Source organism: Bacillus sp. CGMCC 1.60114 (genome assembly GCF_042676365.1).
GTDB lineage: Bacteria > Bacillota > Bacilli > Bacillales > Bacillaceae_G > Bacillus_A > Bacillus_A rhizoplanae_A.
In genome coordinates this window covers 166,486-189,192 of record NZ_JBHTHG010000117.1, presented here as the reverse complement: position 1 = coordinate 189,192, position 22,707 = coordinate 166,486, and the positions used below count along the sequence as shown (strand labels likewise).

At 35.6% G+C, this 22,707-nt stretch carries 26 protein-coding genes; 9 read left to right on the top strand and 17 right to left on the bottom strand.

Features of this window, described 5'->3' with window-relative positions; translation table 11 throughout:
- Positions 1–320: 320 nt before the first annotated feature.
- Both ACFQZ1_RS19560 and ACFQZ1_RS19555 read right to left on the bottom strand, forming a co-directional pair.
- A complete protein-coding gene (locus ACFQZ1_RS19560; RefSeq protein ID WP_377883856.1) occupies positions 321–1,487 on the bottom strand; it encodes an FtsW/RodA/SpoVE family cell cycle protein in 1,167 nt (388 codons plus the stop codon).
- A 139-nt stretch (positions 1,488–1,626) separates the two neighbouring features.
- Complete coding sequence (locus ACFQZ1_RS19555) at positions 1,627–1,911, bottom strand: Fpa/YlaN family protein (protein WP_377883855.1); 285 nt, start codon at positions 1,909–1,911, stop codon at positions 1,627–1,629.
- A 153-nt stretch (positions 1,912–2,064) separates the two neighbouring features.
- Between ACFQZ1_RS19555 and ACFQZ1_RS19550 the strand changes: the two genes are divergently transcribed.
- The gene (locus tag ACFQZ1_RS19550) at positions 2,065–2,562 is read left to right on the top strand and encodes a molybdopterin-binding protein (protein WP_377883854.1); all 498 of its coding nucleotides are present in this window, start codon (positions 2,065–2,067) and stop codon (positions 2,560–2,562) included.
- 164 nt (positions 2,563–2,726) lie between these two features.
- On the opposite strand, the gene ACFQZ1_RS19545 is transcribed toward ACFQZ1_RS19550, so the two are convergent.
- Together ACFQZ1_RS19545 and ACFQZ1_RS19540 are read right to left on the bottom strand one after the other, a co-directional pair.
- A complete protein-coding gene (locus ACFQZ1_RS19545; RefSeq protein WP_377883853.1) occupies positions 2,727–4,055 on the bottom strand; it encodes a PhoH family protein in 1,329 nt (442 codons plus the stop codon).
- A 292-nt stretch (positions 4,056–4,347) separates the two neighbouring features.
- Complete coding sequence (locus tag ACFQZ1_RS19540) at positions 4,348–4,803, bottom strand: pyridoxamine 5'-phosphate oxidase family protein (RefSeq protein WP_377883852.1); 456 nt, start codon at positions 4,801–4,803, stop codon at positions 4,348–4,350.
- A gap of 274 nt (positions 4,804–5,077) precedes the next feature.
- On the opposite strand from ACFQZ1_RS19540, the gene ACFQZ1_RS19535 reads away from it, so the two are divergent.
- Positions 5,078–5,278 carry a YlaI family protein gene (locus tag ACFQZ1_RS19535; protein WP_377883851.1) on the top strand — a complete coding sequence of 67 codons (201 nt, stop codon included), beginning with the start codon at positions 5,078–5,080 and terminating at the stop codon, positions 5,276–5,278.
- A gap of 327 nt (positions 5,279–5,605) precedes the next feature.
- On the opposite strand, the gene ACFQZ1_RS19530 is transcribed toward ACFQZ1_RS19535, so the two are convergent.
- The 3 genes from ACFQZ1_RS19530 to typA form a co-directional block, all read right to left on the bottom strand.
- Positions 5,606–5,881 (bottom strand): hypothetical protein, encoded by a 276-nt coding sequence (locus ACFQZ1_RS19530; RefSeq protein WP_377883850.1) that lies wholly within the window; start codon positions 5,879–5,881, stop codon positions 5,606–5,608.
- A gap of 14 nt (positions 5,882–5,895) precedes the next feature.
- The gene (locus ACFQZ1_RS19525) at positions 5,896–6,198 is read right to left on the bottom strand and encodes a YlaH-like family protein (protein WP_377883849.1); all 303 of its coding nucleotides are present in this window, start codon (positions 6,196–6,198) and stop codon (positions 5,896–5,898) included.
- Between the two features lie 174 nt (positions 6,199–6,372).
- Positions 6,373–8,217, bottom strand: coding sequence for a translational GTPase TypA (typA, locus tag ACFQZ1_RS19520; RefSeq protein WP_377883848.1), 1,845 nt, complete (start codon positions 8,215–8,217; stop codon positions 6,373–6,375).
- A gap of 141 nt (positions 8,218–8,358) precedes the next feature.
- Between typA and ACFQZ1_RS19515 the strand changes: the two genes are divergently transcribed.
- Complete coding sequence (locus ACFQZ1_RS19515; RefSeq protein WP_377883847.1) at positions 8,359–8,538, top strand: DUF5325 family protein; 180 nt, start codon at positions 8,359–8,361, stop codon at positions 8,536–8,538.
- Between the two features lie 67 nt (positions 8,539–8,605).
- Here ACFQZ1_RS19515 and ACFQZ1_RS19510 read toward each other — a convergent pair whose 3' ends face one another.
- On the bottom strand, positions 8,606–9,394 hold the full coding sequence (locus tag ACFQZ1_RS19510) for an inositol monophosphatase family protein (protein WP_377883846.1): 789 nt from the start codon (positions 9,392–9,394) through the stop codon (positions 8,606–8,608).
- Positions 9,395–9,482: 88 nt separating this feature from the next.
- Complete coding sequence (locus ACFQZ1_RS19505; RefSeq protein WP_377883845.1) at positions 9,483–9,671, bottom strand: hypothetical protein; 189 nt, start codon at positions 9,669–9,671, stop codon at positions 9,483–9,485.
- Between the two features lie 207 nt (positions 9,672–9,878).
- On the opposite strand from ACFQZ1_RS19505, the gene ACFQZ1_RS19500 reads away from it, so the two are divergent.
- Entirely contained in the window at positions 9,879–10,505 is a 627-nt protein-coding gene (locus ACFQZ1_RS19500) for a YktB family protein (protein ID WP_377883844.1), read from the top strand.
- An 82-nt stretch (positions 10,506–10,587) separates the two neighbouring features.
- Here the strand turns inward: ACFQZ1_RS19500 and ACFQZ1_RS19495 are convergent, their stop codons facing one another.
- Complete coding sequence (locus ACFQZ1_RS19495) at positions 10,588–10,857, bottom strand: UPF0223 family protein (protein WP_377883843.1); 270 nt, start codon at positions 10,855–10,857, stop codon at positions 10,588–10,590.
- 573 nt (positions 10,858–11,430) lie between these two features.
- Here ACFQZ1_RS19495 and ACFQZ1_RS19490 point away from each other — a divergent pair.
- Complete coding sequence (locus tag ACFQZ1_RS19490; RefSeq protein WP_483861720.1) at positions 11,431–12,906, top strand: aminotransferase class I/II-fold pyridoxal phosphate-dependent enzyme; 1,476 nt, start codon at positions 11,431–11,433, stop codon at positions 12,904–12,906.
- 283 nt (positions 12,907–13,189) lie between these two features.
- On the top strand, positions 13,190–14,020 hold the full coding sequence (locus tag ACFQZ1_RS19485) for a protein-glutamine gamma-glutamyltransferase (RefSeq protein WP_377883841.1): 831 nt from the start codon (positions 13,190–13,192) through the stop codon (positions 14,018–14,020).
- Between the two features lie 31 nt (positions 14,021–14,051).
- Here the strand turns inward: ACFQZ1_RS19485 and ACFQZ1_RS19480 are convergent, their stop codons facing one another.
- Positions 14,052–14,183, bottom strand: a complete 132-nt coding sequence (locus tag ACFQZ1_RS19480) for a GapA-binding peptide SR1P (RefSeq protein WP_377883840.1) — start codon at positions 14,181–14,183, stop codon at positions 14,052–14,054.
- A 197-nt stretch (positions 14,184–14,380) separates the two neighbouring features.
- Positions 14,381–14,677: a DUF3055 domain-containing protein gene (locus ACFQZ1_RS19475; protein WP_377883839.1), complete on the bottom strand. Its 297-nt coding sequence runs from the start codon at positions 14,675–14,677 to the stop codon at positions 14,381–14,383.
- A 136-nt stretch (positions 14,678–14,813) separates the two neighbouring features.
- Between ACFQZ1_RS19475 and ACFQZ1_RS19470 the strand changes: the two genes are divergently transcribed.
- Positions 14,814–15,206 carry a DUF1885 family protein gene (locus ACFQZ1_RS19470; RefSeq protein WP_377883838.1) on the top strand — a complete coding sequence of 131 codons (393 nt, stop codon included), beginning with the start codon at positions 14,814–14,816 and terminating at the stop codon, positions 15,204–15,206.
- Here the strand turns inward: ACFQZ1_RS19470 and ACFQZ1_RS19465 are convergent.
- Positions 15,203–15,439, bottom strand: a complete 237-nt coding sequence (locus ACFQZ1_RS19465) for a hypothetical protein (RefSeq protein WP_377883837.1) — start codon at positions 15,437–15,439, stop codon at positions 15,203–15,205. The two genes, ACFQZ1_RS19470 and ACFQZ1_RS19465, sit on opposite strands and share 4 nt — an antisense overlap.
- Positions 15,440–15,881: 442 nt before the next feature.
- Between ACFQZ1_RS19465 and ACFQZ1_RS19460 the strand changes: the two genes are divergently transcribed.
- Entirely contained in the window at positions 15,882–17,276 is a 1,395-nt protein-coding gene (locus ACFQZ1_RS19460) for an MBOAT family O-acyltransferase (RefSeq protein WP_377883836.1), read from the top strand.
- Positions 17,277–17,289: 13 nt separating this feature from the next.
- Entirely contained in the window at positions 17,290–18,507 is a 1,218-nt protein-coding gene (locus ACFQZ1_RS19455) for an alginate O-acetyltransferase AlgX-related protein (RefSeq protein ID WP_377883835.1), read from the top strand.
- A 172-nt stretch (positions 18,508–18,679) separates the two neighbouring features.
- Here the strand turns inward: ACFQZ1_RS19455 and ACFQZ1_RS19450 are convergent, their stop codons facing one another.
- The 4 genes from ACFQZ1_RS19450 to pdhB form a co-directional block, all read right to left on the bottom strand.
- The gene (locus ACFQZ1_RS19450) at positions 18,680–18,817 is read right to left on the bottom strand and encodes a hypothetical protein (protein ID WP_377883834.1); all 138 of its coding nucleotides are present in this window, start codon (positions 18,815–18,817) and stop codon (positions 18,680–18,682) included.
- 109 nt (positions 18,818–18,926) lie between these two features.
- Positions 18,927–20,339, bottom strand: a complete 1,413-nt coding sequence (gene lpdA / locus ACFQZ1_RS19445; RefSeq protein WP_377883833.1) for a dihydrolipoyl dehydrogenase — start codon at positions 20,337–20,339, stop codon at positions 18,927–18,929.
- A gap of 6 nt (positions 20,340–20,345) precedes the next feature.
- Complete coding sequence (locus tag ACFQZ1_RS19440; protein ID WP_377883832.1) at positions 20,346–21,632, bottom strand: dihydrolipoamide acetyltransferase family protein; 1,287 nt, start codon at positions 21,630–21,632, stop codon at positions 20,346–20,348.
- A 95-nt stretch (positions 21,633–21,727) separates the two neighbouring features.
- Positions 21,728–22,705, bottom strand: a complete 978-nt coding sequence (gene pdhB / locus ACFQZ1_RS19435) for a pyruvate dehydrogenase complex E1 component subunit beta (protein WP_230573365.1) — start codon at positions 22,703–22,705, stop codon at positions 21,728–21,730.
- Between the last annotated feature and the right edge of the window lie 2 nt (positions 22,706–22,707).

The following is a 22,707-nucleotide window of genomic DNA, read 5'->3' as shown; positions in this document are numbered from 1 at the left end:
TATTTTTCTACCATTCATAACAACATAAATTTGTCCTGCTTTAGCAGGAATAAGTACCTTACTTCTAGCAGTGGTATTCACTACCCGAAAGCTGCACTTTATTTTTATTCATCATACCTTATTTTTAGACAAATGATAAGCTTTCTGTCCAATTTGTCTCACAAAATTAGTATAGCATAAATTTCAATACGCAACCAAGCTTTTCGTAAAACACATTTAATTAAATGTGATATACTTTTTATTCAAAACGACCAAAATAGGTTCGTTTTTTTCTGGAATTATGTAAAAAAAGAAGCTTTGTATACTTATACAAAGCTTCTTTATTTTACAACAACGAGATGTCTCTCTTGTTTAGGCTGTTGCTCAACTCTATTTTCTTGTTGTTTTACAGAACTAGCTACATTTAATAAAATCCCCATTGCTAGTAAATTCGCTAATAAAGAACTTCCTCCGAAACTGATAAACGGAACCGGTACACCAGTAAGTGGCAATAACCCTGTAATTCCACCTAAATTTACAACAGTTTGCACACCTATCATACTTCCTATGCCAATCGCCAAAAAACTCCCAAATGGATCTTTACATTTTTGAGCAATTCGAAAAGAACGAATTACAATCACTAATAATGCGATTAAGATAATCGCCACGCCTATAAAACCAAGTTCTTCCGAAACGATTGCCATAATAAAATCTGTATGTGGCTCTGGTAAATAGCCGTACTTTTGAATGCTATTTCCTAATCCTCGTCCACTAACTCCACCTGAAGCAATTGCAACAAATGAATTAACCAATTGGAAGCCTTTACCTTGCGGATCATTAAAGGGATTGATTGCTGTTGTAATTCGGGCAATCTGAACTGGTGATAAACTATGTTTACCAATGAAATATAATAGCGGTGCCCAAATAACAGATGACAGAGTAACACGCTTTATCCAGCGTCCAATTTGTATACCTGAACAGAGGAACATAATTCCAACTGTTCCTAAAATTAATAGAGCCGTTCCTAAATCTGGCTGCTTATAAATTAACAAAAAGGTTAAAACTAAAAAAATTGTCGTACTACCTGCTCCATGCCAAATTGGTGTATCCGTCTCTTGACGTTTTGCCAAAAAGCGAGCTGATACAACGATAACACCAACTTTTATAAACTCAGCTGGCTGCATTCCAAATATCCATGCTTGAGCATTGTTTACAACCTTTCCTTTCCACAATACTAAACAGAGCATTAGAATACTACCAAAAACAATAAAAACGTTAACAATTCGTTTTCTCCAGAATTGAAAAGGAAGGGACATAACAACACATAATATGATTGTCCCTAATATTTGCTTTTTAAGCTGCGAACGAAAAAAGTAATCGCTCGCGTATCCATATTTTGTAATCGCTACGATTGAACTAGCGCTATAAACCATAATAACCCCGAGCACGCATACGATAACAAGAGGAAGCACTAAAGAATAATCTATGGACTTCCAAACTCTTTTCATTCAAAATCCTCTTTCTCTTTTCTTTTTTAACAGTTGTATTCCATATGTATTTGTGTTCTTCCTGCTTTTCAGGAAAATCATTTTTTTGCACCAAAAAGCTCAAACTGATTCAGTTTGAGCTCCTTATTTGAACCAGCTATTATTGTTTGTTTGTAAAAGCTTCATGCAGTGCCGATAGCTCTCGTTCTAATTCTCCTAATATTTCCTTACCTTGCTCCTCCGCAATGAGACCAAGACGAACCGCAAAATCAACTTCACGGGATAATCCAAACATTTGTGTATCGAGCACCTCTTCGTACAATGGACATTGCGGCATCGTAAGGTGATCCATTTGCACCTTAATAAGTCTTAGAATTTTCTCTGCATCAGCTTGTAGAAGGGCAAGTGCCTTTTCCTGATGATTTGTTACTGTCTCAGACGTCAAATTGGTTCCCTCCGTTTCCGTCCTACTCTCCTATCCTATCTATTAATATTAGCGATAGTTTTCATAAATTGCAATAGAAACATTTCCTGTGACAATTGTCCTTAGTCCTATTATACTGAAAAGTGGGAGTATAAGACAAATGGGGGAACAATAATGAGTGAAATTTTATTTATTAATGGAAATGTACGCTTTCCAATTACAATTGATCCAAGTGTCTGGATTTTTGATGATCGAAAAGTTGACTTAACAACATACTTTACAAATCCAAAAGAAACTACAAATGAATTAGCACATTATACTGAGCAAGCATCTAAACATTGGGATCGCGAAATTAGAGAAGGGGCTATTTTCCCGCCTGTCAATAAAAGCATTGCAAGATTTGAAAAAGAGAAAATTATTACAGGGACATTTGGTATGCCATTTTTACCTTTTTTACAAAACGCTGAAATTTCCAGCGATGCAACTCATGTAGAAATTCATACAGAAACCGGCATCACAACTATTTCACTACAAAAAGCAAAGGATGCTATTCTCGGTTTTTCTAAAAACGGAAAGCCTCTAAAAGAAGATGGTCCTGTTCATCTTTATTTTGGAGATAATTCTAATATCAACGATCCAATTCGATATATTCGAAAGTTTACCATCGTTTAAAATGAAACTTCTATCAGTAGGGGGAGTTTCGTCCCCCACTGATAGAAAGCTTCACCAATCAGACTTTTCCGAACCGTTATCCGCCATCTTTCTTCTTTTTCATAATCTCGAGGTCCCGTGAATAGCAGGATAAACAAATAAGAGTGGCTTTTCACCACTCTCCCTCACAATAAATCCGCTGCTAGTTGCGCTAAATTAGAGCGCTCTCCTTTCACAAATTTCACATGTCCACTAATTTTTTGTTCTTTAAACTTTTCTACCACATATGTTAAACCGTTATTATATTCATCTAAATACGGATGGTCAATTTGTTGCGGATCTCCCATTAAAACAATTTTACTTTTCTCTCCAACACGCGTTAAGATTGTCTTTACTTCATGTTTTGTTAAATTTTGCGCTTCATCTATAATAATAAACTGCTCTGGTATACTCCGTCCGCGAATGTATGTTAAAGCTTCCACTTCAATTGAGCCCATCCCCGCTAAAATGGCATCTAATTCTCCAGGTTTTTTTGTATTAAATAAATATTCTAAATTATCATGAATAGGTTGCATCCAAGGTCTTAACTTCTCTGCTTTCTCTCCTGGTAAATATCCAATATCTTTTCCAACTGGAACAATCGGCCTTGCTACAAGTAGCTTTTTATACATTCCTAAATCTTCTGTTTGCATAAGCCCCGCAGCTAATGCCAATAATGTCTTCCCAGTTCCCGCTTTCCCAGTCAATGTAACAAGAGGAATATCTTCACGTAATAATAATTCCATCCCCATAATTTGCTGTACATTTCGAGGACGAATCCCCCAAATTTGCTCATTCGGAAAAATAAGCTTTTTTATTTTTTTCCCTGAATGATCAACAATGCCAAGAGCTGAACTTGATCCCCCCAAAGCATCCTTCATCACAATAAATTGATTTGGATAAAACGGATGATTCGCAATTTCAGAAAGAGGCAGCTCTCCTTTTTCATAAAAACGGTTTAAAATATCTTTTTGTATGTAATACTCTAAGAAGCCCGTATATATGTTTTCTACTTCAGTAACACGATCACTTAAATAATCTTCAGCTTGTAAACCTAGAGCATCCGCCTTTACTCTTACAAGTACATCTTTACTTACAAGGATGACAGATTTTCCATCTTCTTTTTCTTGCTCTTCTAATGATAAATTTTTGGCAACAGCTAAAATACGATTATCATTTGTTTTCTCTACGAAAATATCTTGTAATTGAACAAATGAACGATGATTTAGCTCAATCCGAAACGTCCCTCCATTTTCGAGAGGAATACTTTCGTGCAGTTTTCCAAGTTCACGAAATTTATCTATTAGTTTTGATACGTAGCGTGCATTTCTTCCGACTTCATCCATATAACGTTTCTTTGAATCTACTTCTTCTAGCACAACAGCCGGAATGACTACATCATTATTTTCAAAAGAAAAAATAGATAACGGATCCTGCAAAAGCACATTCGTATCTAGCACATAAATTTTACTCAACCTTTCCCCCCCTGACTCCACCATAAAATTTGTAGAACAAGGGTTTCATCCATACTATGGACGAACCATTGTTATAATTATATGTACGGTACAAACGAGATAGAATAGAAATCACTTGAAATATAAAGTGGAACTTCCAAAAATGATTTTTTCATCCTCTTCATATAGTTGCCAGCAGTTACCTTACCTATCTTCTTTATTTTCTTAGTGTCTTAAAGCAAGAGGCTTACTGTTTGCAAAGAACGGGATAAAGAAAAAGGATGAACAACTTTCTTTGCTGCCCATCCTTTTTTCACAACTCTCTCACTGCCGTCAAAACTTGGTTATCTAATTTTGCCGCAGCGCGAAGATCGTATGTTTTTTCATATTTTGGCTCAATAGTAAGCTTCGCACCGTAAAACATTACGTCACGAACCTCTTGCACAGAAACTTCAATTAATGTTAATTTAAGCGGCACACCTTCCATCCGCTCTGATTTTATAATCGCTTCACCACTAATAGAATATACAGATTCATTCGCCATAACAGTAAGAACAAGTCCTGCATGGTGACGTAAATTCTCTACAATACGCGAGCGTTGATCCACTGCAAAACGAATAGATTTTTCATCCATTGCATATACCCATGAAATTGCACTTACATTAGGAACACTTTTTTCAAAATCAGTCGTTGCAATTGTTACAATACGTTCTTCACGCAACGCTTGCATTAAGATAGCTGTTAATGTTGGTTCTACTATGTTTGCCATATTTCCACCTCCATAATCATCTATACTTATTCCGCTCTAATAAGCAATAAGACTCCCACTGCAAGAATGTAAGAAACTAAGAAAGCGGGACTCTAGCCCATGCGGTTCAATTTCCCATCAGTAAGAATTCAAACTTCCCACTGATAGTTGTTTCACTTTATATAATAACCTATTTTTCAAATTGCGAAAATATTTATTTTTCCTTCTATAGTTCAAAAATATCTAGTACCCATGATATACTAAAGTACGATAGAACTTGTGCTGAGGTGACAAAATGAGAGTCAAATGTATTCTTTGCGATAAAAAAGAAGATTTAAACGATGAAAATCCAGTAGCAAAACGGCTTCGTAACCGTCCTATTCATACATATATGTGCAAGCAATGTACGGATCGAATTACAGAACGTACTATAGAACGAAAAGCAACAGGACATTTTAGAGTGTATCGTGATAAGGCAATAGAAGATGAATGGTGATCTACTAAAAGGAGTATATGCTGAAATTACAAGTGGAATAACCATGGGAATTTTGTTAAAAACAATTGTACACACAACGAAATACCGATAATTATCGTAAAATTAATCCTTATCGTTAGAACCATCCGTTTTTGAAAATAGATTTTCCACTTACCATCTTTCTCTGGTTCTCTTACACAATGGTAGTAATAAAGTCAAACTTCCATCACCAATTAGAACCTTGCTGTACGAAAATAGCGAAATAAAGCAAACATCACTCTATAGTAGACTGAGAGCCATCTACTATGTGCACTATGCAAATAAGCTCTTATCAAATATGATAAGAGCTTATTTGTATTTTTCTGGCTCACGGTTCATCTGGTCTAAAAAACAATCAACTAACTCAAGTGGAAACCGAGTAGCTTTCTTTTCTCCCTCTTTTTCATATGTAACAAAATACATGTCTTCTTTTTTTTCTACCGTAACATGCTTCAACTGATAATCTTCATGTAACATATTATGAAAAAACATATATGTTTCTTGCGCAGCCTCATCATACGGACGAGCTTCTGCAACAATTTTAATCGTTAACCAATTATATAATGCATCTTGCACAGAACGCATCTTACATTACCCCTTTAGCTTACTTTTTGTTGTTTCGCTTGACGTAAACGCAACTTATATATACCAAGTATAATAATTGCTACAACAAGTCCCTCTCCTATTGGTAGAAAGATAGCAAAAAACGTTAAAATAGTACAACCAAGTATTAATACAGTATAAATTACTACATTCTTTAATAAAGGTAATTTTCTAGCAAACCCTAAATTATAAACAATAATGCTGAATATAATAATGGTACCGTAAAGCAACCACATCCCTACTTCTGGATTGACATCTACATTGTACAACTTCGCAAAAAATGACATTTTTTCAAGCACTACATTTCTCCCCCTTACTCACGCAGATGAATAACGACTCCTTCTATTTCATTTCCAATTTACCTATTATAAGAGTACCCTGCAAAAAAAGTACTGTCCACAACAAAAATCGAATTTTCAAAAAATAATCACAATAAAAAAGCTGCCTTTTATCAAAAGGCAGCTCTATATTACTTAAGCTTCTACAGATTTCTTTTTCTTAGCAGCTCTTTCGCGCTCACTCTTATCAAGAATCTTTTTACGAAGACGAATTGATTCTGGAGTTACTTCACAGAACTCATCCTCGTTTAAGTACTCTAATGATTCTTCTAAAGTCATTAAGCGTGGTTTTTTCATTGTTGAAGTTTGATCTTTCGTCGCAGAACGAATGTTAGTTTGTTGTTTCATTTTTACAACGTTAACTGTTAAATCATTCTCACGTGTATGTTCTCCAACAATCATACCAGAATATACTTCTGTACCTGGTTCAACAAAGATTACACCGCGATCTTCAACTTGCATAATACCGTATTGTGATGCTTTTCCTGTTTCAAGTGAAACAAGAACACCTTGGCGACGTCCACCAACTTGTCCAGCATGTACTGGTTGGTAGCAATCGAATGTATGGTTTAAAATACCATAACCACGAGTTAATGTTAGGAATTCTGTCGTGTAACCAATTAAACCACGTGCTGGGACCATGAAAGTAAGGCGAACTTGACCGTTTCCGTTATTCACCATGTCTAACATTTCACCTTTACGTGCACCCATCGATTCCATGATAGAACCAGTGTATTCTTCAGGCACATCGATTTGTACGCGCTCTACAGGCTCACATCTTACGCCATCAACCTCTTTAATAATTACTTCAGGCTTAGATACTTGAAGTTCATAACCTTCACGACGCATGTTTTCAATTAAGATAGATAAGTGTAACTCTCCACGTCCAGATACAATCCATGCATCAGGAGATTCTGTATTATCTACACGTAAGCTCACATCTGTTTCTAATTGTGAACGAAGACGCTCTTCAATTTTACGAGATGTAATATATTTACCTTCACGACCTGCAAATGGGCTGTTATTTACAAGGAATGTCATTTGTAGTGTCGGCTCATCAATACGTAATAACGGCAATGCCTCTTGATGTTCAACTGGACATACCGTTTCACCAACGTTAATGTCTTCCATACCAGAAACAGCTACTAGGTCTCCAGCTTTTGCTTCTTCAATTTCTTGACGTTTTAATCCCATGTAACCAAATAATTTTGTTACACGGAATTGTTTTACACTTCCATCAACCTTCATTAATGCAACTTGTTGTCCTACTTTCATTGTACCGCGGAATATACGACCAACTCCGATACGACCTACATAATCATTATAATCAAGAAGTGCTACTTGGAATTGAAGTGGCTCTTCACTGTTATCGATAGGTGCTGGAATATGATCAACAATTGTATCAAATAATGATTTCATATTCTCTTCTTGGTTTGCTGGATTTGAATCTAAGCTCGCTGTTCCGTTCATTGCTGAAGCAAATACAACAGGGAATTCTAATTGATTTTCGTTTGCACCAAGTTCAATGAATAAGTCGATTACTTCATCAACTACTTCGTCTGGACGAGCAAAGTCACGGTCAATTTTGTTTACAACAACGATTGGAGTTAAGTTTTGCTCAAGTGCTTTCTTTAACACAAATCGTGTTTGTGGCATACAACCTTCATATGCATCAACAACAAGTAAAACACCGTCAACCATTTTCATGATACGTTCTACTTCACCACCGAAGTCAGCGTGTCCAGGTGTATCTAAAATGTTAATTCTTTTATCTTCATAATGAATCGCTGTATTTTTCGCTAAAATAGTAATACCGCGTTCTCTTTCTAAATCATTTGAATCCATTGCACGTTCTTCCACGTGCTCATTTGCACGAAACGTCCCCGCTTGACGTAATAACTGGTCAACAAGTGTTGTTTTACCATGGTCAACGTGGGCGATAATTGCTATATTTCGTAAATCTTCTCGTTTTTTCAACATGTCCAACTCCTAGTGTCTTTTTAATCCTTCTCTATTATAAGAGCGAAGGGGATACAATGGCAATCAAAATAAAGTCAAGAATGAAAATATAGTTGTATTCTTACTTTTGTGAAAGTACAATGAGATTGGAGGGTGAAATATATGGAACAGATTCAATATCGCTTTTTATTAACAGCGATCATTGGTGTTATTTTTATGATTGGTATCGGAATTATGATTGCTGAGAATAGTCCAATCGGTGTTATTATTTGCATTATTGGTACGATTTCTACAATCGGATACGGTTTTGTGACAAAAAGAAAAATGCGAAAACTACAATAACAACAAAAAGTAAGAAGCGATTTTCTATGCCTCTTACTTTTTTGTTTTTTCTATGGATTTTATACTCTTATTGTACATATTGTAATACCTCTTCATATACACCAGGTCTTGCAACGAGAACGCTACTCTTCTCAATAATTCGAAGTGGATCACCATTAAAGGTCGTTACTTTGCCTCCAACCTCTTCTACAATAATCATTCCTCCGCCGAAATCCCATGGAGATAAACGAGGCGTCACATACGCATCCAATCTTCCTGTCGCTACATATACCATTTCAAGTGCTGCACAACCATACGAACGTGTTCCTCTTGCCTTTTTTACAAGCTGCGCCATCTTTCTCATATCAAGGCGAGGATTATCAGTAAGCCACGTTGCATTTACAGCAACAACACCTAAAGACACTTGACTCGGCTGCAACAATGGAATTTCTATATCATTACAAAATGCTCCTGCACCTTTTTGCGCATGATATAACTCATCATGAACCGGATCATATACGAGACCAATTTTTCCAATACCATTCTCATATATACCAATTGAAATTGCAAAATTTCGCTTTTGATGAACAAAATTCGTCGTACCATCAATCGGATCAATTAACCATACAACCCCATCAGATGAAGCTAACTCATCTCCATATCCTTCTTCTCCAAGAATATAATGTTCTGGAAATGTATCTTTAATTTTCTCAATAAAAAACTGTTCAATTTCTCGATCCATATTCGTTACTAAATCCGAGGCATTTGACTTCGTTTCGATAATAAGGGATTGCTTCAATGATGAAATAAGGTGCTGTCCAGCTTCCTTTATCCATTGTTTTGCGTACACATCAATTTCTTTCCATACCTCTTGCATATTTAAACACTCCGATCTGTACAGTTCACAGAAAAAACGAACCCTTTATAAGGTTCGCACCAACTAAATTTTTATACATACACTATTATTACGCTTCTAACCGGATCATTTCAAGTCTTAACAATTCTAATTTTTTCATACACTCTTCTTTTTTCATATCATCATTTTCCATCATAGCATCATATAGAGTTGCTAATTCATAATCTAACTCTAAACGTAACACCGGAATTCTCTTCTCCGCATCTGTTCTTTTTAACGCATTAATTACCTGTCTCATATTCGTTTGCCTCCTCCCAATATTCGTTTGCCCTCAACCTAAAATTTACTTAATTTTCTGATTTTTTGTTTTATACTATATTATGTGGGATAAATCATCTATGCAACTAATTTATATTTTTATCTGAAAATTTTTTATACGTGTCTTTTTTATGAATTGTACAAGCTATGCTAGAATAGAAACAAACTAGGAGTTGGAGGAACAACCATGACATCAAAAACTTTTAAAGAAAAAGATTTTACAGTGTTCTCTGTAGATGGCCTGGAAGAAAGAATGGCTGCAATTAAAATGAACATTCACCCGAAGTTAGAAGCCCTAGGCGAACAATTTGCCCATTTCTTAACGAAAGAAACTGGTGAATCCTTTTTCTATCATGTAGCAAAACACGCACGTCGTAAAGTCAATCCACCAAACGATACTTGGGTTGCATTTTCAACAAATAAACGCGGATATAAAATGTTGCCACATTTTCAAATTGGATTATGGGGTACACATGCTTTTATATACTTTGGTTTAATTTATGAGTGCCCACAAAAAGTGGAAACGGCTCATGCCTTTTTAAAACATTTAAATGATTTAAAAGAGAATATACCAAATGATTTCGTTTGGTCCATTGACCACACTAAGCCTGATGTAAAATTACACGATACCCTTCAGTTAGAAGAGTTACAGAAAATGATCGAGCGGTTATCTACCGTAAAAAAAGCAGAGTTATTAGTGGGAGTTCACATGTCTCCAGAAGAGTTTACCAATCTTACTGATGAACAATTTATCAAAAAAATCGAAGCAACGCTACACTCACTCCTTCCTTTATATAATATTTGTAATCGATAAAGCAAAACGGACAATACATGTATTGTCCGTTTTTAGTTGTTATCCCATTATAACACTTCATGTTATATTTTTCAAAAAATTTTTACATCTTTACGATATCTTCTTCTTCTAAATTTTTCGCCTTTTGAATTGTTCGATAAATGGAATAACCACTCACTTCTTGAAATTCTTTGTCGATTTTCTTTTCTACTGCTTTCCCTGGTACAATTTCTTTAAACTGGCGATACAAACTCATAAGATTTTCTCTTTTCAACCCTTTCTCATAAGCTTGCTCAATTGCTTCATAAAATTTAATTACTGCAACCATTTCTTCCGTTGACCAGTCATAATCAATTGGATATTGATATTCCATAATAACACCTCATTTATTCCATTTCACTCTATGTTCCCCTTCATATCATACGTGCTATAAAGTAGAACTTCGGTATGGGCTTTTACGAGCAATAGTCCGCACCGATCATCCTTATTTTCTCAAAACATTGTGATTTTGGCTATTATTATTCGCGAATAGCAGGATAAACTCTTACTTAGTTGGGATAGCTTTCATTCTTCCCTCCACTTATCTAACCCATACAAAACCATTATGCTCTGTTCTTTAATACTTTAAGGGGTTATCCATTCAATTCTTCTGTACAACCCAAGCTAATACGCCTAAAGGCATTTCCATAGCAATTCCTCTTTCCATTATACACTATTTCTTATTCAGTCACGTATTAAGCTTCCTACGTAAAAAATGATAATTACCATTATTATTTTTCTATACATCTTTCAATATAGGTGATATAATGCTTTTGTTTTGTAGAACATAAAGTGATCCTTCAATTAGTAGCGTAGACCTTCTCTCTACTATTGTTTAGTGGAACAGGATAAACATAAAACAAAACTAATAAATATTAATAATAATTTAGAAGAAGGGGTGTATAAATTGTCCCAATACGAAACACCATTGTTTACTGCTTTAAAAGAGCACAGCAAGCGCAATCCAATCCAATTCCATATCCCAGGCCATAAAAAAGGTCAAGGAATGGATCCTGAATTCCGCGAATTTATTGGGCATAATGCATTATCAATTGATTTAATTAATATTGCACCGCTCGATGATTTACATCACCCAAAAGGTATGATTAAGCAAGCACAAGATTTAGCAGCAAAAGCATTCGGCGCTGATCATACGTTTTTTTCTGTACAAGGAACAAGTGGAGCAATTATGACGATGGTAATGAGTGTTTGTGGTCCTGGAGATAAAATTATCGTACCACGTAACGTTCATAAATCTGTTATGTCAGCGATTATCTTTTCAGGTGCAAAACCGATTTTTATTCATCCAGAAATTGATCCAACATTAGGAATTTCACATGGAATTACAATTCCTTCTGTAAAAAAAGCACTTGAAGCACATCCTGATGCAAAAGGATTACTTGTCATTAATCCAACATATTTTGGTTTTGCAGCCGACTTGCAGCAAATTGTCGAGTTAGTTCATTCTTATAATATACCTGTTTTAGTGGACGAAGCTCATGGTGTTCATATTCATTTTCATGATGAACTACCGATGTCTGCAATGCAAGCTGGTGCAGATATGGCAGCAACAAGCGTTCATAAATTAGGCGGTTCATTGACACAAAGCTCTATTTTGAATGTAAAAGAGGGGCTTGTAAATGTAAAGCATGTTCAATCTATTATTAGTATGCTTACAACAACTTCAACGTCATATATTTTACTAGCTTCACTTGATGTTGCAAGAAAGCGACTTGCAACAGAAGGACGAGAGATTATTACGAAAACAATTCAATTAGCAGAAAATGTACGACAACAGGTAAATGAGATTGAACATCTATATTGTCCTGGCAAAGAACTATTAGGAACAGATGCAACATTTAATTATGATCCAACAAAACTCATCATTTCTGTAAAAGAATTAGGAATTACAGGACACGATGCCGAGCTATGGTTAAGAGAGCATTATAATATAGAAGTAGAGCTTTCTGATTTATATAATATCTTATGTCTTGTTACACTTGGAGATACAGAAGAAGAAACAAATCTATTGGTACACGCACTGCATGATTTGTCTGCTACATTTAAATATAGTGCAGATAAAGGCGTACAAGTACAAGTCGAAATTCCAGCAATTCCTGTACTTGCGCTATCACCACGTGATGCCTTTTATTCTGAAACAGAAGTTGTTCCTTTTGCAGAAGCGGCCGGCCGCATTATAGCAGATTTCGTTATGGTCTATCCACCAGGCATTCCAATTTTTACCCCTGGTGAAATTATTACACAAGAAAACTTGGACTATGTTCAAAAAAATTTAGAAGCAGGATTACCTGTACAAGGCCCTGAAGATATGACATTACAAACACTGCGTGTCATTAAAGAATATAAGCCAATTAGTGAATAATACCAATCCCACTTCATATTTGTGAAGTGGGATTTTTTCTTTACAATTATATACACTTTGTTTTCACAGTGTTTTTCTTATGCACTCTTTAACCGCCTATTCATACGATATAAAGTAATACTTCCATTAGTTTGTTTTTTACTGCTGGTTAACACTACCAATAGGACTATTACAGGCAATGGCTCTCTTATCTAACACCTTTATCACATTAAAATTTTGAGATGGGAGCCCTACTGTGTATAAGTACAAAGTAAAAAGAACGTAAACATATAGGTGGGATTTTATGATTGTAATTGGGCGTTCCATTGTGCATCCATATATAAAAAGTGAAAACGAACCATTCTTTGCGGAAAAACAAAAAATTTTAGAGATAATGACAGGAAACCAAGAAGTATATACCTTTCAAACATTATATGAGTTAAATTTTGATATAAACATACGTGTTTATATCATCACTTCTGCTCTAGAGTTATTTCAAGGTGGACTGCAATTCCGTACATTTGGGCAATCTTACTGTAATCCTGAATTTTGGGAACGTACTCATTTAGGAGGCTTTCAACTTCGTCCCAATGTGTTACCCTCTTTCGCAATTCGTGATATTTTTGTAAATGGTAAAAAGTACGGAACAGAATGTGCAACCGCAATGATTATTATCTTCTATAAATCGCTATTAGCGCTATATGATGAAGAAACGTTTAATCGTTTGTTTGCAAACCTACTCTTATATACATGGGACTATGATAAGGATTTGAAACTAATCACAAAAACTGGGGGAGAGATTGTTCCTGGTGATCTTGTTTATTTTAAAAACCCACAAGTAAACCCGGCAACAATTGAGTGGCAAGGTGAAAATGCGATTCATTTAGGAAATTTCTTTTTTTACGGTCATGGAGTTGGTGTAAAAACGGAACATCAAATTATTGATTTACTCAATCAAAAACGTGTCCCTTTCGCTTTTTTATCGGCATACTTAACAGACTCTCTAACACGTATAGATAGCCGTATGATGAGTCAATTTGCTTCTGAGAAGAAAATGCAAACAAAACTCGATCTCATTCCAATTCGTGATGATGCCATTATTGCAACAGTTGGACACACTACTTCAGTTCACTAAAAAACGCCTGCATATGCAGGCGCTCCTTTATTTATTGGGCTTTAGTATGCTCTTTATTCTCACAATCACATTTAGAGCTACATTTTCCGTATAATACCGTTACTTTTTCATCCTCAAAATGTGCAATTGTATTCTCACAAATTTGACATACGATAGTTCCCATTTTAAAATTCCCCCTGTTATTATAATCCCCAAAACTTTTTGTAACCGCTTAACTTTCTGTCTTTATTTTAATATGTTATACTTTTTTCGTCAATAGTTTTTAATTATGTCATACTAATTATTTTCCACCCACATTAGTATGAAATATTTATAATAAAAAGCAGTCGTATATTTATTATTACGACTGCTTTTTAGCAATTATTCCTCATGTTCAGCATGCACAGATGTAGGTGGTAGCAAAAACTTAAAAAACTGCGCTAGATCTGCTGCTTCTTCACCTGTTTTTAATTTAAAAACAGCTTGTAAATGTTGCACATCTTCGATATCATCCTGCCCAAGAAGAGTTGATCGACCAGTTTGCATACAAATAACAAGCGGTTTACCAAAAAACATAGTTGTATACACTACACCAAAGTCATACCGAGTCTCATTTGTCATGAAACCAAGAAAACGGACCTTTGCCTTTTCATGTTCATCATATAATTTTTCAAACATCGTCTCTTACTCTCCTTTCTTCTTGGTTTTTCCATATTGTATATATTAAACAAAAAAGAGGATATCCCTTTCCAATTGTCAAAAAATTTGTAACAATGTTAAAATAGTGCTATATTATGTCATTAGGAGGCTTATCATGCAAGATGCATTTATTAAACTTGTCCCAAAGTCAAAACAGCAATCTATCTCATTAGACGATGTAAAACAGCTCTTTCATTATTATAAAACGATTACAGCTCAAACAGGCCAACAAATAGGCTTTACATACTCAAATACTGCCTTTCCATATGAAATAGTTGATACATCGGAAACAACTCTCTATCTAAAGGCAAATCATGAACGCTATCATTCTATTTATGTAGGAATAGGTACAGAAAACGAACAATCTTTTGTACAAATTACATTGCCCCCTTCTGCAACATTTGGAGATAAGGGTAAAGCTAATGAATTTTCTAGATTTCTAGCAAAAAAATTAGAAGGAGAATTACAGCTTTTTAATGGAAGAACAATGTACTTTCATAAACGTTAGCCAGTAAAAAAGAATAGCTTACTTATAAAAAAAAGCATGCTATTTGCAATAGTGAAAAAAAATGCCTCTTTTCTAGAGTGCAGCATAATATGGGCAATAACATAAGCTAAATAAAAAAATACAAAAAAGAGCAACACTTTGTAATGCAGTTTATCACGGTCCGATAATAATAATACAATTGAAAACCCGCCCCATATGATGAAATGGAGGAATGAAACCAATGTTATTCTCATGGTATTGCCTCCTTTCACACGTCCTATTTTATTACAATATATGGGCACCATAAGAAATCATTACATAATATAAAGAAACACACCTTAACTATCCTAAAAATCAGGACAAGTAAGGTGTTTTTTACTTTTTCAAACTAGCTTTTATATAACTAGCATTATATATAGAACTAAAATAACTTAAAATTTCTACCAGTATGTCTTCTACTCATGATTAATTGAACCAATCAGGCTTTTACAAATCGTTAGCTTATCAAATCTCTCAAAATTATCATTCGTTAGTGCGAAATTAAATACAACATACCTCGTCCAATTATTCCTCATCCACCTGTATTCCTATCCACTCATACAAGAGAAATGGGTCTAACAAAAATTTCCCACTCCTTTTAATTATGATATAATATTTTATTGACTGTGTATAAACTTACAGAAAGGAATCTCTCATATGGTTTTTAGCAATTTGTTTTTTTTATGCTTATTTTTACCTGCTGTTCTTTTTACCTACCATGTAGTAAGAAAAGAACTACAAAATATTGTTCTCCTACTCTTCAGCTTATTATTTTACGCTTGGGGAGAACCTGTATATGTTTTTCTTATGCTTTTTTCTATTTTCATGAACTATTGGTTTGGAATTTGGCTTGGGAAAGAACAAACAACGATCTTAAACAGAAAAACAATTCTAACACTAGCTATTATTATGAATACAGCTATTTTAGGATATTTTAAGTATGCTAACTTTTTAGTTGATAATATAAACACAATCTTTCATACAAATATTGTATTAGAAAAAATCCCATTGCCAATTGGTATTTCTTTTTTCACTTTCCATGCAATGAGTTATATTATTGATATATATAAGAAGAAAGTAGCTGCTCAGCGTAATATATTTGATCTCGCATTATATTTTACTGTCTTTCCGCAATTAGTTGCTGGGCCGATTGTTCGTTATAATACAATTTCCCATCAATTACATACACGAACTGTTGATGCTGATAAATTCTCCGAAGGAATTCGTCGTTTTATTATCGGATTAGGAAAAAAAGTATTAATCGCCAATCAATTAGGAGTTATTGCTGATGAAATCTTTGCGATGAATCCAACAACAATGAGTGTTTCTACCGCATGGATTGGCGCTATCGCTTATACACTGCAAATTTATTTTGATTTTTCCGGGTATAGTGATATGGCAATTGGATTAGGAAAGATGTTTGGATTTGATTTCTTAGAGAACTTCAATTATCCGTATATCTCAAAATCTATTTCTGAGTTTTGGCGTCGTTGGCACATTTCACTTGGATCTTGGTTCCGTGATTATGTTTACATTCCACTTGGAGGAAACCGTGTATCTACTTGGAAAGTATATCGTAATCTCTTCATCGTCTGGGCCCTAACAGGTTTTTGGCACGGTGCTAGCTGGACCTTTATGATATGGGGAATTTATTATGGGTGTCTCATCGCTTTAGAAAAAGCTGGTTTTGAAAAAATATTACAAAACACATGGCGTCCTGTTCAGCACATATATGTCATGTTTTTAGTCATTATCGGATGGGTCTTCTTCCGAGCTGATAATTTTAGCTATTGCTTTAAATTTTTACAAACTATGTTTGGAATAAACGGACCGCTTACCGATATTGATAGTTATTTCTATTTCATGAACAACTGGGGAATATTTTTACTAGCAATTGTTACATCGGCCCCAATCTTCTCTGTACTGAAGAATATACTTTCAACAAAAAAAGTGGCTATTCTATCCCCACTTTTTTATCTCAGTGTACTAGTTATTGTCATGATGTATTTAACAAACGCAACTTATAATCCATTTATTTACTTCCGTTTTTAAAGGAGGGATAGCTATGAAAAAATGCAACAATTATATGTTAATTACCGGGTTTTTACTTGTTATTTTCGGAATGTGCCTATGGACTGGAAAAGTTATGTATTTAGATAAAAAAACCTTTTCTAGTTTCGAAAATAGAAATTTAGCAATCGATCCCGTTATGACTTTGGATGATTTAAAATCAGGTAAATACTTTAAAGATACTGAACTTTATTTTACAGATCATATTGGCGCTCGTGATCTATTTATTAAAACCTATACAGAATTACAAATAGCTTCTAGACATACATTTATTAATGGTATACACGTTACAAATGACAACTTCCTTTTGTATCAACCGCTTCAAGCAAATCATATGAATGAAGTCGATAAGGGAATTGATGAGTTAACGCATCTTAAGAATTCTTTTGCCAATACAGAATTTTATTTCGATCTAGTACCAAGTAAACAGACGGCACTAGAGTATAAATTCCCATCCTATGTCAATCGGGGCTATCAACAAAAACATAGGGATCATTTTGTGCAGGAAATGAGTAAAACCGATTTTCCTGTAATCGATTTATTACCTACATTTCAACAAAATTTTACAAAGAAAGATCTAGATCGGATGTATCTTACTACTGATCATCATTGGAATATGGAAGGTGCATTTTATGCCTATGAATATACAATGAACTATTTAGCTTCACATTCTAAGAAATATAAAGGTACTCCAGTTAACAGAGACGATTATGAAATCACTTGGGAAAAGCCAAGAGGAAAATTTGTTGGTAGCTGGAACAATCAGTTATATCGCCTTATAGATACATCATCTGTAAAAATTCCTTATGTATATTTCAAATCAGACGAATCATGGAATGACTATACAGTCTATCTTGGTCCCAAAAAAGAGGATACACCTAAAGAAACTATGAAAGAGTTTTTTGGGAAAGATAAAAATATTCCAGATCCAGGGTATGGAAGTGTATATCAAGGTGATTACGACGAAATTAATATTATAAACCCAAAAGCACAAAATAACTTGCATGTAGTTATCCTAAAAGATTCCTATGCTGATGCAACTTATCCATTATTTGCACATAATTTTGCCCATACAACATTTATTGATCCACGTTATCCAACAGGTAAAAGCGTTCAACAACAGCTAGCTGAGCAAAATGCTGATATAGTAATGTTTTTATACAACGATACAAATGTTTTTGGTGATATGTTCAAATTTCAAACCATTAAATAAATGCAATATAGAACCATGTATAGAAAAATATTAAGGCCTAAATCTAAATTTAGATTTAGGCCTTTTTCTTTTGTAAAAAATATAAAGTGAAACTTCCATCCGTAGGGGTTTTCTTCCCCTCCACTGACGGAAGCTGCCCAAGTTATCCCTCACCTATCTTCTCCGCTTCCTCTCAATCTTGAGGCGAGGGTCTTACTGCCCCAAAATAGCGGGATAAAAATGAATCACGAAGGAAATGATTTTGCGGAACTAACTTTTCCAAAAGAACTGTTACAAGTTCATCGTGATGATTTTTTAGTGCTTCTATCACGGAACATCGCTCCCTTTCTTTTTATCTATTAGGATTAATAAAAAGAAATTTAGAAATAAAAACAACCGACTCCTGTATCTAGGAGTCGGTTGTTTTTATTTAACTTACATTATTTTACAATGTGAATTGGCATTCCAAGAGCAACTTCAGCTGCTTCCATTGTGATTTCACCTAATGTTGGGTGAGCGTGGATTGTTTGAGCGATATCTTCAGCTGTCATTCCAGCTTCGATAGCTAAACCAAGCTCAGAGATAATATCAGAAGCGCCTGCACCTGCAACTTGTGCACCTACAAGAAGACCATCTTCTTTACGAGTTACAAGCTGTACGAAACCGTCTGTGCTGTTTAAAGATAATGCACGACCGTTAGCAGCGAATGGGAATTTAGACACTGCTACTGCCATTCCAGCTTCTTCTGCTTGCTTCTTAGTATAACCAACAGATGCTAATTCTGGATCAGTGAAGCATACTGCTGGAATTCCGATGTAATCAATTGCTGCTGCATGGCCACTAATTGCTTCAACAGCTACTTTACCTTCGTAAGAAGCTTTGTGAGCTAATGGTGGTCCAGGAACGATATCACCAATTGCATAGATATTCGGTACGTTTGTACGGCATTGCTCATCGATTTCGATTAGACCGCGATCAGTCATTTTGACTCCAACTTGCTCAAGACCAATTTCTTGAGTGTTTGGACGACGACCTACAGTTACTAATACGTAATCTGCTTCTACAGTTTGTACTTCGCCTTTAACTTCGAAGCTAACTGTTACGCCAGTTTCAGTTTCTTCAACGCCTTTAGCCATAGCTTTTGTATGGATTGTTACGTTGCCTTTTTTCTGAAGCGCACGTTTTACAACTGTGCTCATTGCTTTTTCAAAACCAGCTAAAATTTCATCGCCAGCTTCTAATACAGTAACTTCTGTACCAAAGTTTGCATATGCAGTACCTAATTCCATACCGATGTAACCGCCGCCGATTACAACAAGTTTTTTCGGAATTTCAGGTAAGCTTAAAGCACCAGTTGAGTTAAGAACACGTTTAGAGTATTTGAATCCAGGAATTTCAATTGGTGTAGAACCTGTTGCAAGAACAGCATTTTTAAACGTATACGTTTGAGCTGCATCTTCAGTCATTACGCGTAATGTGTTTGCATCTACGAAGTAAGCTTCACCGCGAATGATTTCAACTTTGTTACCTTTTAGAAGGCCTTCTACACCGCCAGTTAATTTCTTAACTACGCCGTTTTTCCATTCTTGAACTTTTGTGAAGTCAACTGTTACGTTTTCTGCAGTAATACCCATGTCATCAGAATGTTTTGCATTCTCATAACGATGACCTGCATTAATTAATGCTTTAGAAGGAATACATCCAACGTTTAAGCATACACCACCAAGGTTAGCTTTTTCAATAATAGCTACTTTTTGTCCTAATTGTGCTGCACGAATTGCTGCAACATATCCACCAGGACCTGCACCAACAACGACTGTATCTAATTCAATTGGGAAATCTCCTACTACCATTGTTTATTACGCCTCCATTACTAATAATTGTGGGTCGTTTAATAGACGTTTAATTTGGTTTAATGCTTTCTGAGCAGTTGCACCGTCGATTAAGCGATGGTCAAAGCTTAAAGATAATGCTAATACTGGAGCTGCAACGATTTCACCGTTTTTCACAACTGGTTTCTCAGCAATACGACCGATACCAAGGATTGCTACTTCTGGGTGGTTAATAACTGGAGTGAACCATTGTCCACCTGCAGAACCAATGTTTGTAATTGTGCAAGAAGCACCTTTCATTTCAGCTGGAGCTAAGCGACCATCACGGGCTTTACCAGCAAGTTCATTGATCTCGTTAGAGATTGTAAAGATAGATTTGCGATCTGTATCTTTAACAACTGGTACTAATAGACCTTTGTCTGTATCAGCTGCGATACCGATGTTGAAGTAATGTTTATGAACGATTTCTGAAGATGCATCATCTAAAGAAGTGTTCATCATTGGGTATTCACGTAATGCAGATGTTAATGCTTTTACAACGTATGGAAGGTAAGTTAATTTAATACCTTTTTCAGCTGCAACAGCTTTGAATTTCTTGCGATGAGCAACAAGTTCAGTTACATCTACTTCGTCCATTAATGTTACGTGAGGAGCTGTATGTTTAGAGTTAACCATTGCTTTTGCAATTGCTTTACGGATACCGCTCATTTTCTCACGAGTTTCTGGATATTCACCAGCTGGAATTGGTTGTGCTTTTGGAGCTTCTTCTTTCGCTGCTGCTGCTGGAGCTTCTGCCGCTACTGGAGCTTCAGTTGCTGCTACTTGTCCACCGTTTGCAAATGCATCGATGTCAGCTTTTACAACACGACCGTTTTTACCAGTACCAGCTACTAGACGAATGTCTACACCCTTTTCGCGTGCATATTTACGAATAGATGGCATAGCAATTACGCGCTCGTTAACTACTTCTGCAGTTGCTGCTGGAGTAGCTGCTGCTGCTGGAGCTTCTTCTTTTACTTCTTCAGCTTTTGGAGCTTCGTCATGATCGTCACCTTTAAACTTAAGGTTTTCATAACCAGGAGCGTCAAATTTAACAAGAACATCTCCTACTACTGCTACTGTACCTTCTTCTACAAGAATGTCAAGTACTTTACCTTTAACTGGAGAAGGAATTTCTACAACAGCTTTATCATTTTGTACTTCAAGAAGTACATCATCTTCGTTTACTTCATCGCCTGGTTTAATAAACCATTTTACGATTTCACCTTCGTGGATACCTTCACCGATATCTGGTAGTTTAAATTCAAATGCCACGGAATTCAGCCCCCTGATTCATATCATTATTATTGGATAATGCAAAAGAAATCAGCATGTGCTGACTTCTTTTGCACATAAAAGTAAAATTAAAATTAGAAGTTCATTACTTTGTTAACAGCTTCAACAATATCTTTATGGTTTGGTAACCATACACTCTCTGCTTGAGAGAATGGGAATACTGTATCAGCAGCTGCAACACGTACAACTGGAGCTTCTAAGTTTAAGATTGCACGGTCATTGATTTCTGCTACAACGTTAGCTGCAATACCAGCTTGTTTTTGAGCTTCTTGAACTACAACAACGCGGCCTGTTTTTTCAACAGAAGCAATAATTGTTTCGATATCTAATGGTTGAACTGTACGTAAGTCAACAACCTCTAAAGAGATACCTTCTTTTTCTAGTTCTTCAGCAGCTTTTAATGCAGCATGTACCATAGCACCGTATGTAATAACAGATACATCTGTACCTTCACGTTTTACATCAGCTTTACCAAGTTCAATTGTGTATTCGCCTTCTGGTACTTCTTGACGGAAAGAACGGTATAACTTCATATGCTCTAAGTAAATAACTGGATCGTTATCACGAATTGCAGAGATTAAAAGACCTTTCGCATCATATGGAGTAGATGGAATTACAACTTTTAAACCTGGTTGTTGCGCCACTAATCCTTCTAAGCTATCAGCGTGTAATTCTGGCGTATGAACACCGCCACCAAATGGAGAACGAACTGTAATTGGAGCAGTCCAACGTCCACCAGAACGGTAACGCATACGAGCCATTTGACCAGAAATTGAATCCATTACTTCGAAAACGAAACCGAAGAATTGAATTTCTGGAACTGGACGGAAGCCTTCAAGTGCAAGTCCAACTGCAAGTCCACCGATACCAGACTCTGCAAGTGGAGTATCCATTACACGGTCTTCACCAAATTCAGCTTGTAGACCTTCAGTAGCACGGAATACACCGCCGTTTACACCAACGTCTTCACCAAATACAAGTACGTTAGGGTCATTTTTCATTTCAACGCGTAAAGCATCAGTGATTGCTTGAATCATTGTCATTTGAGCCATGG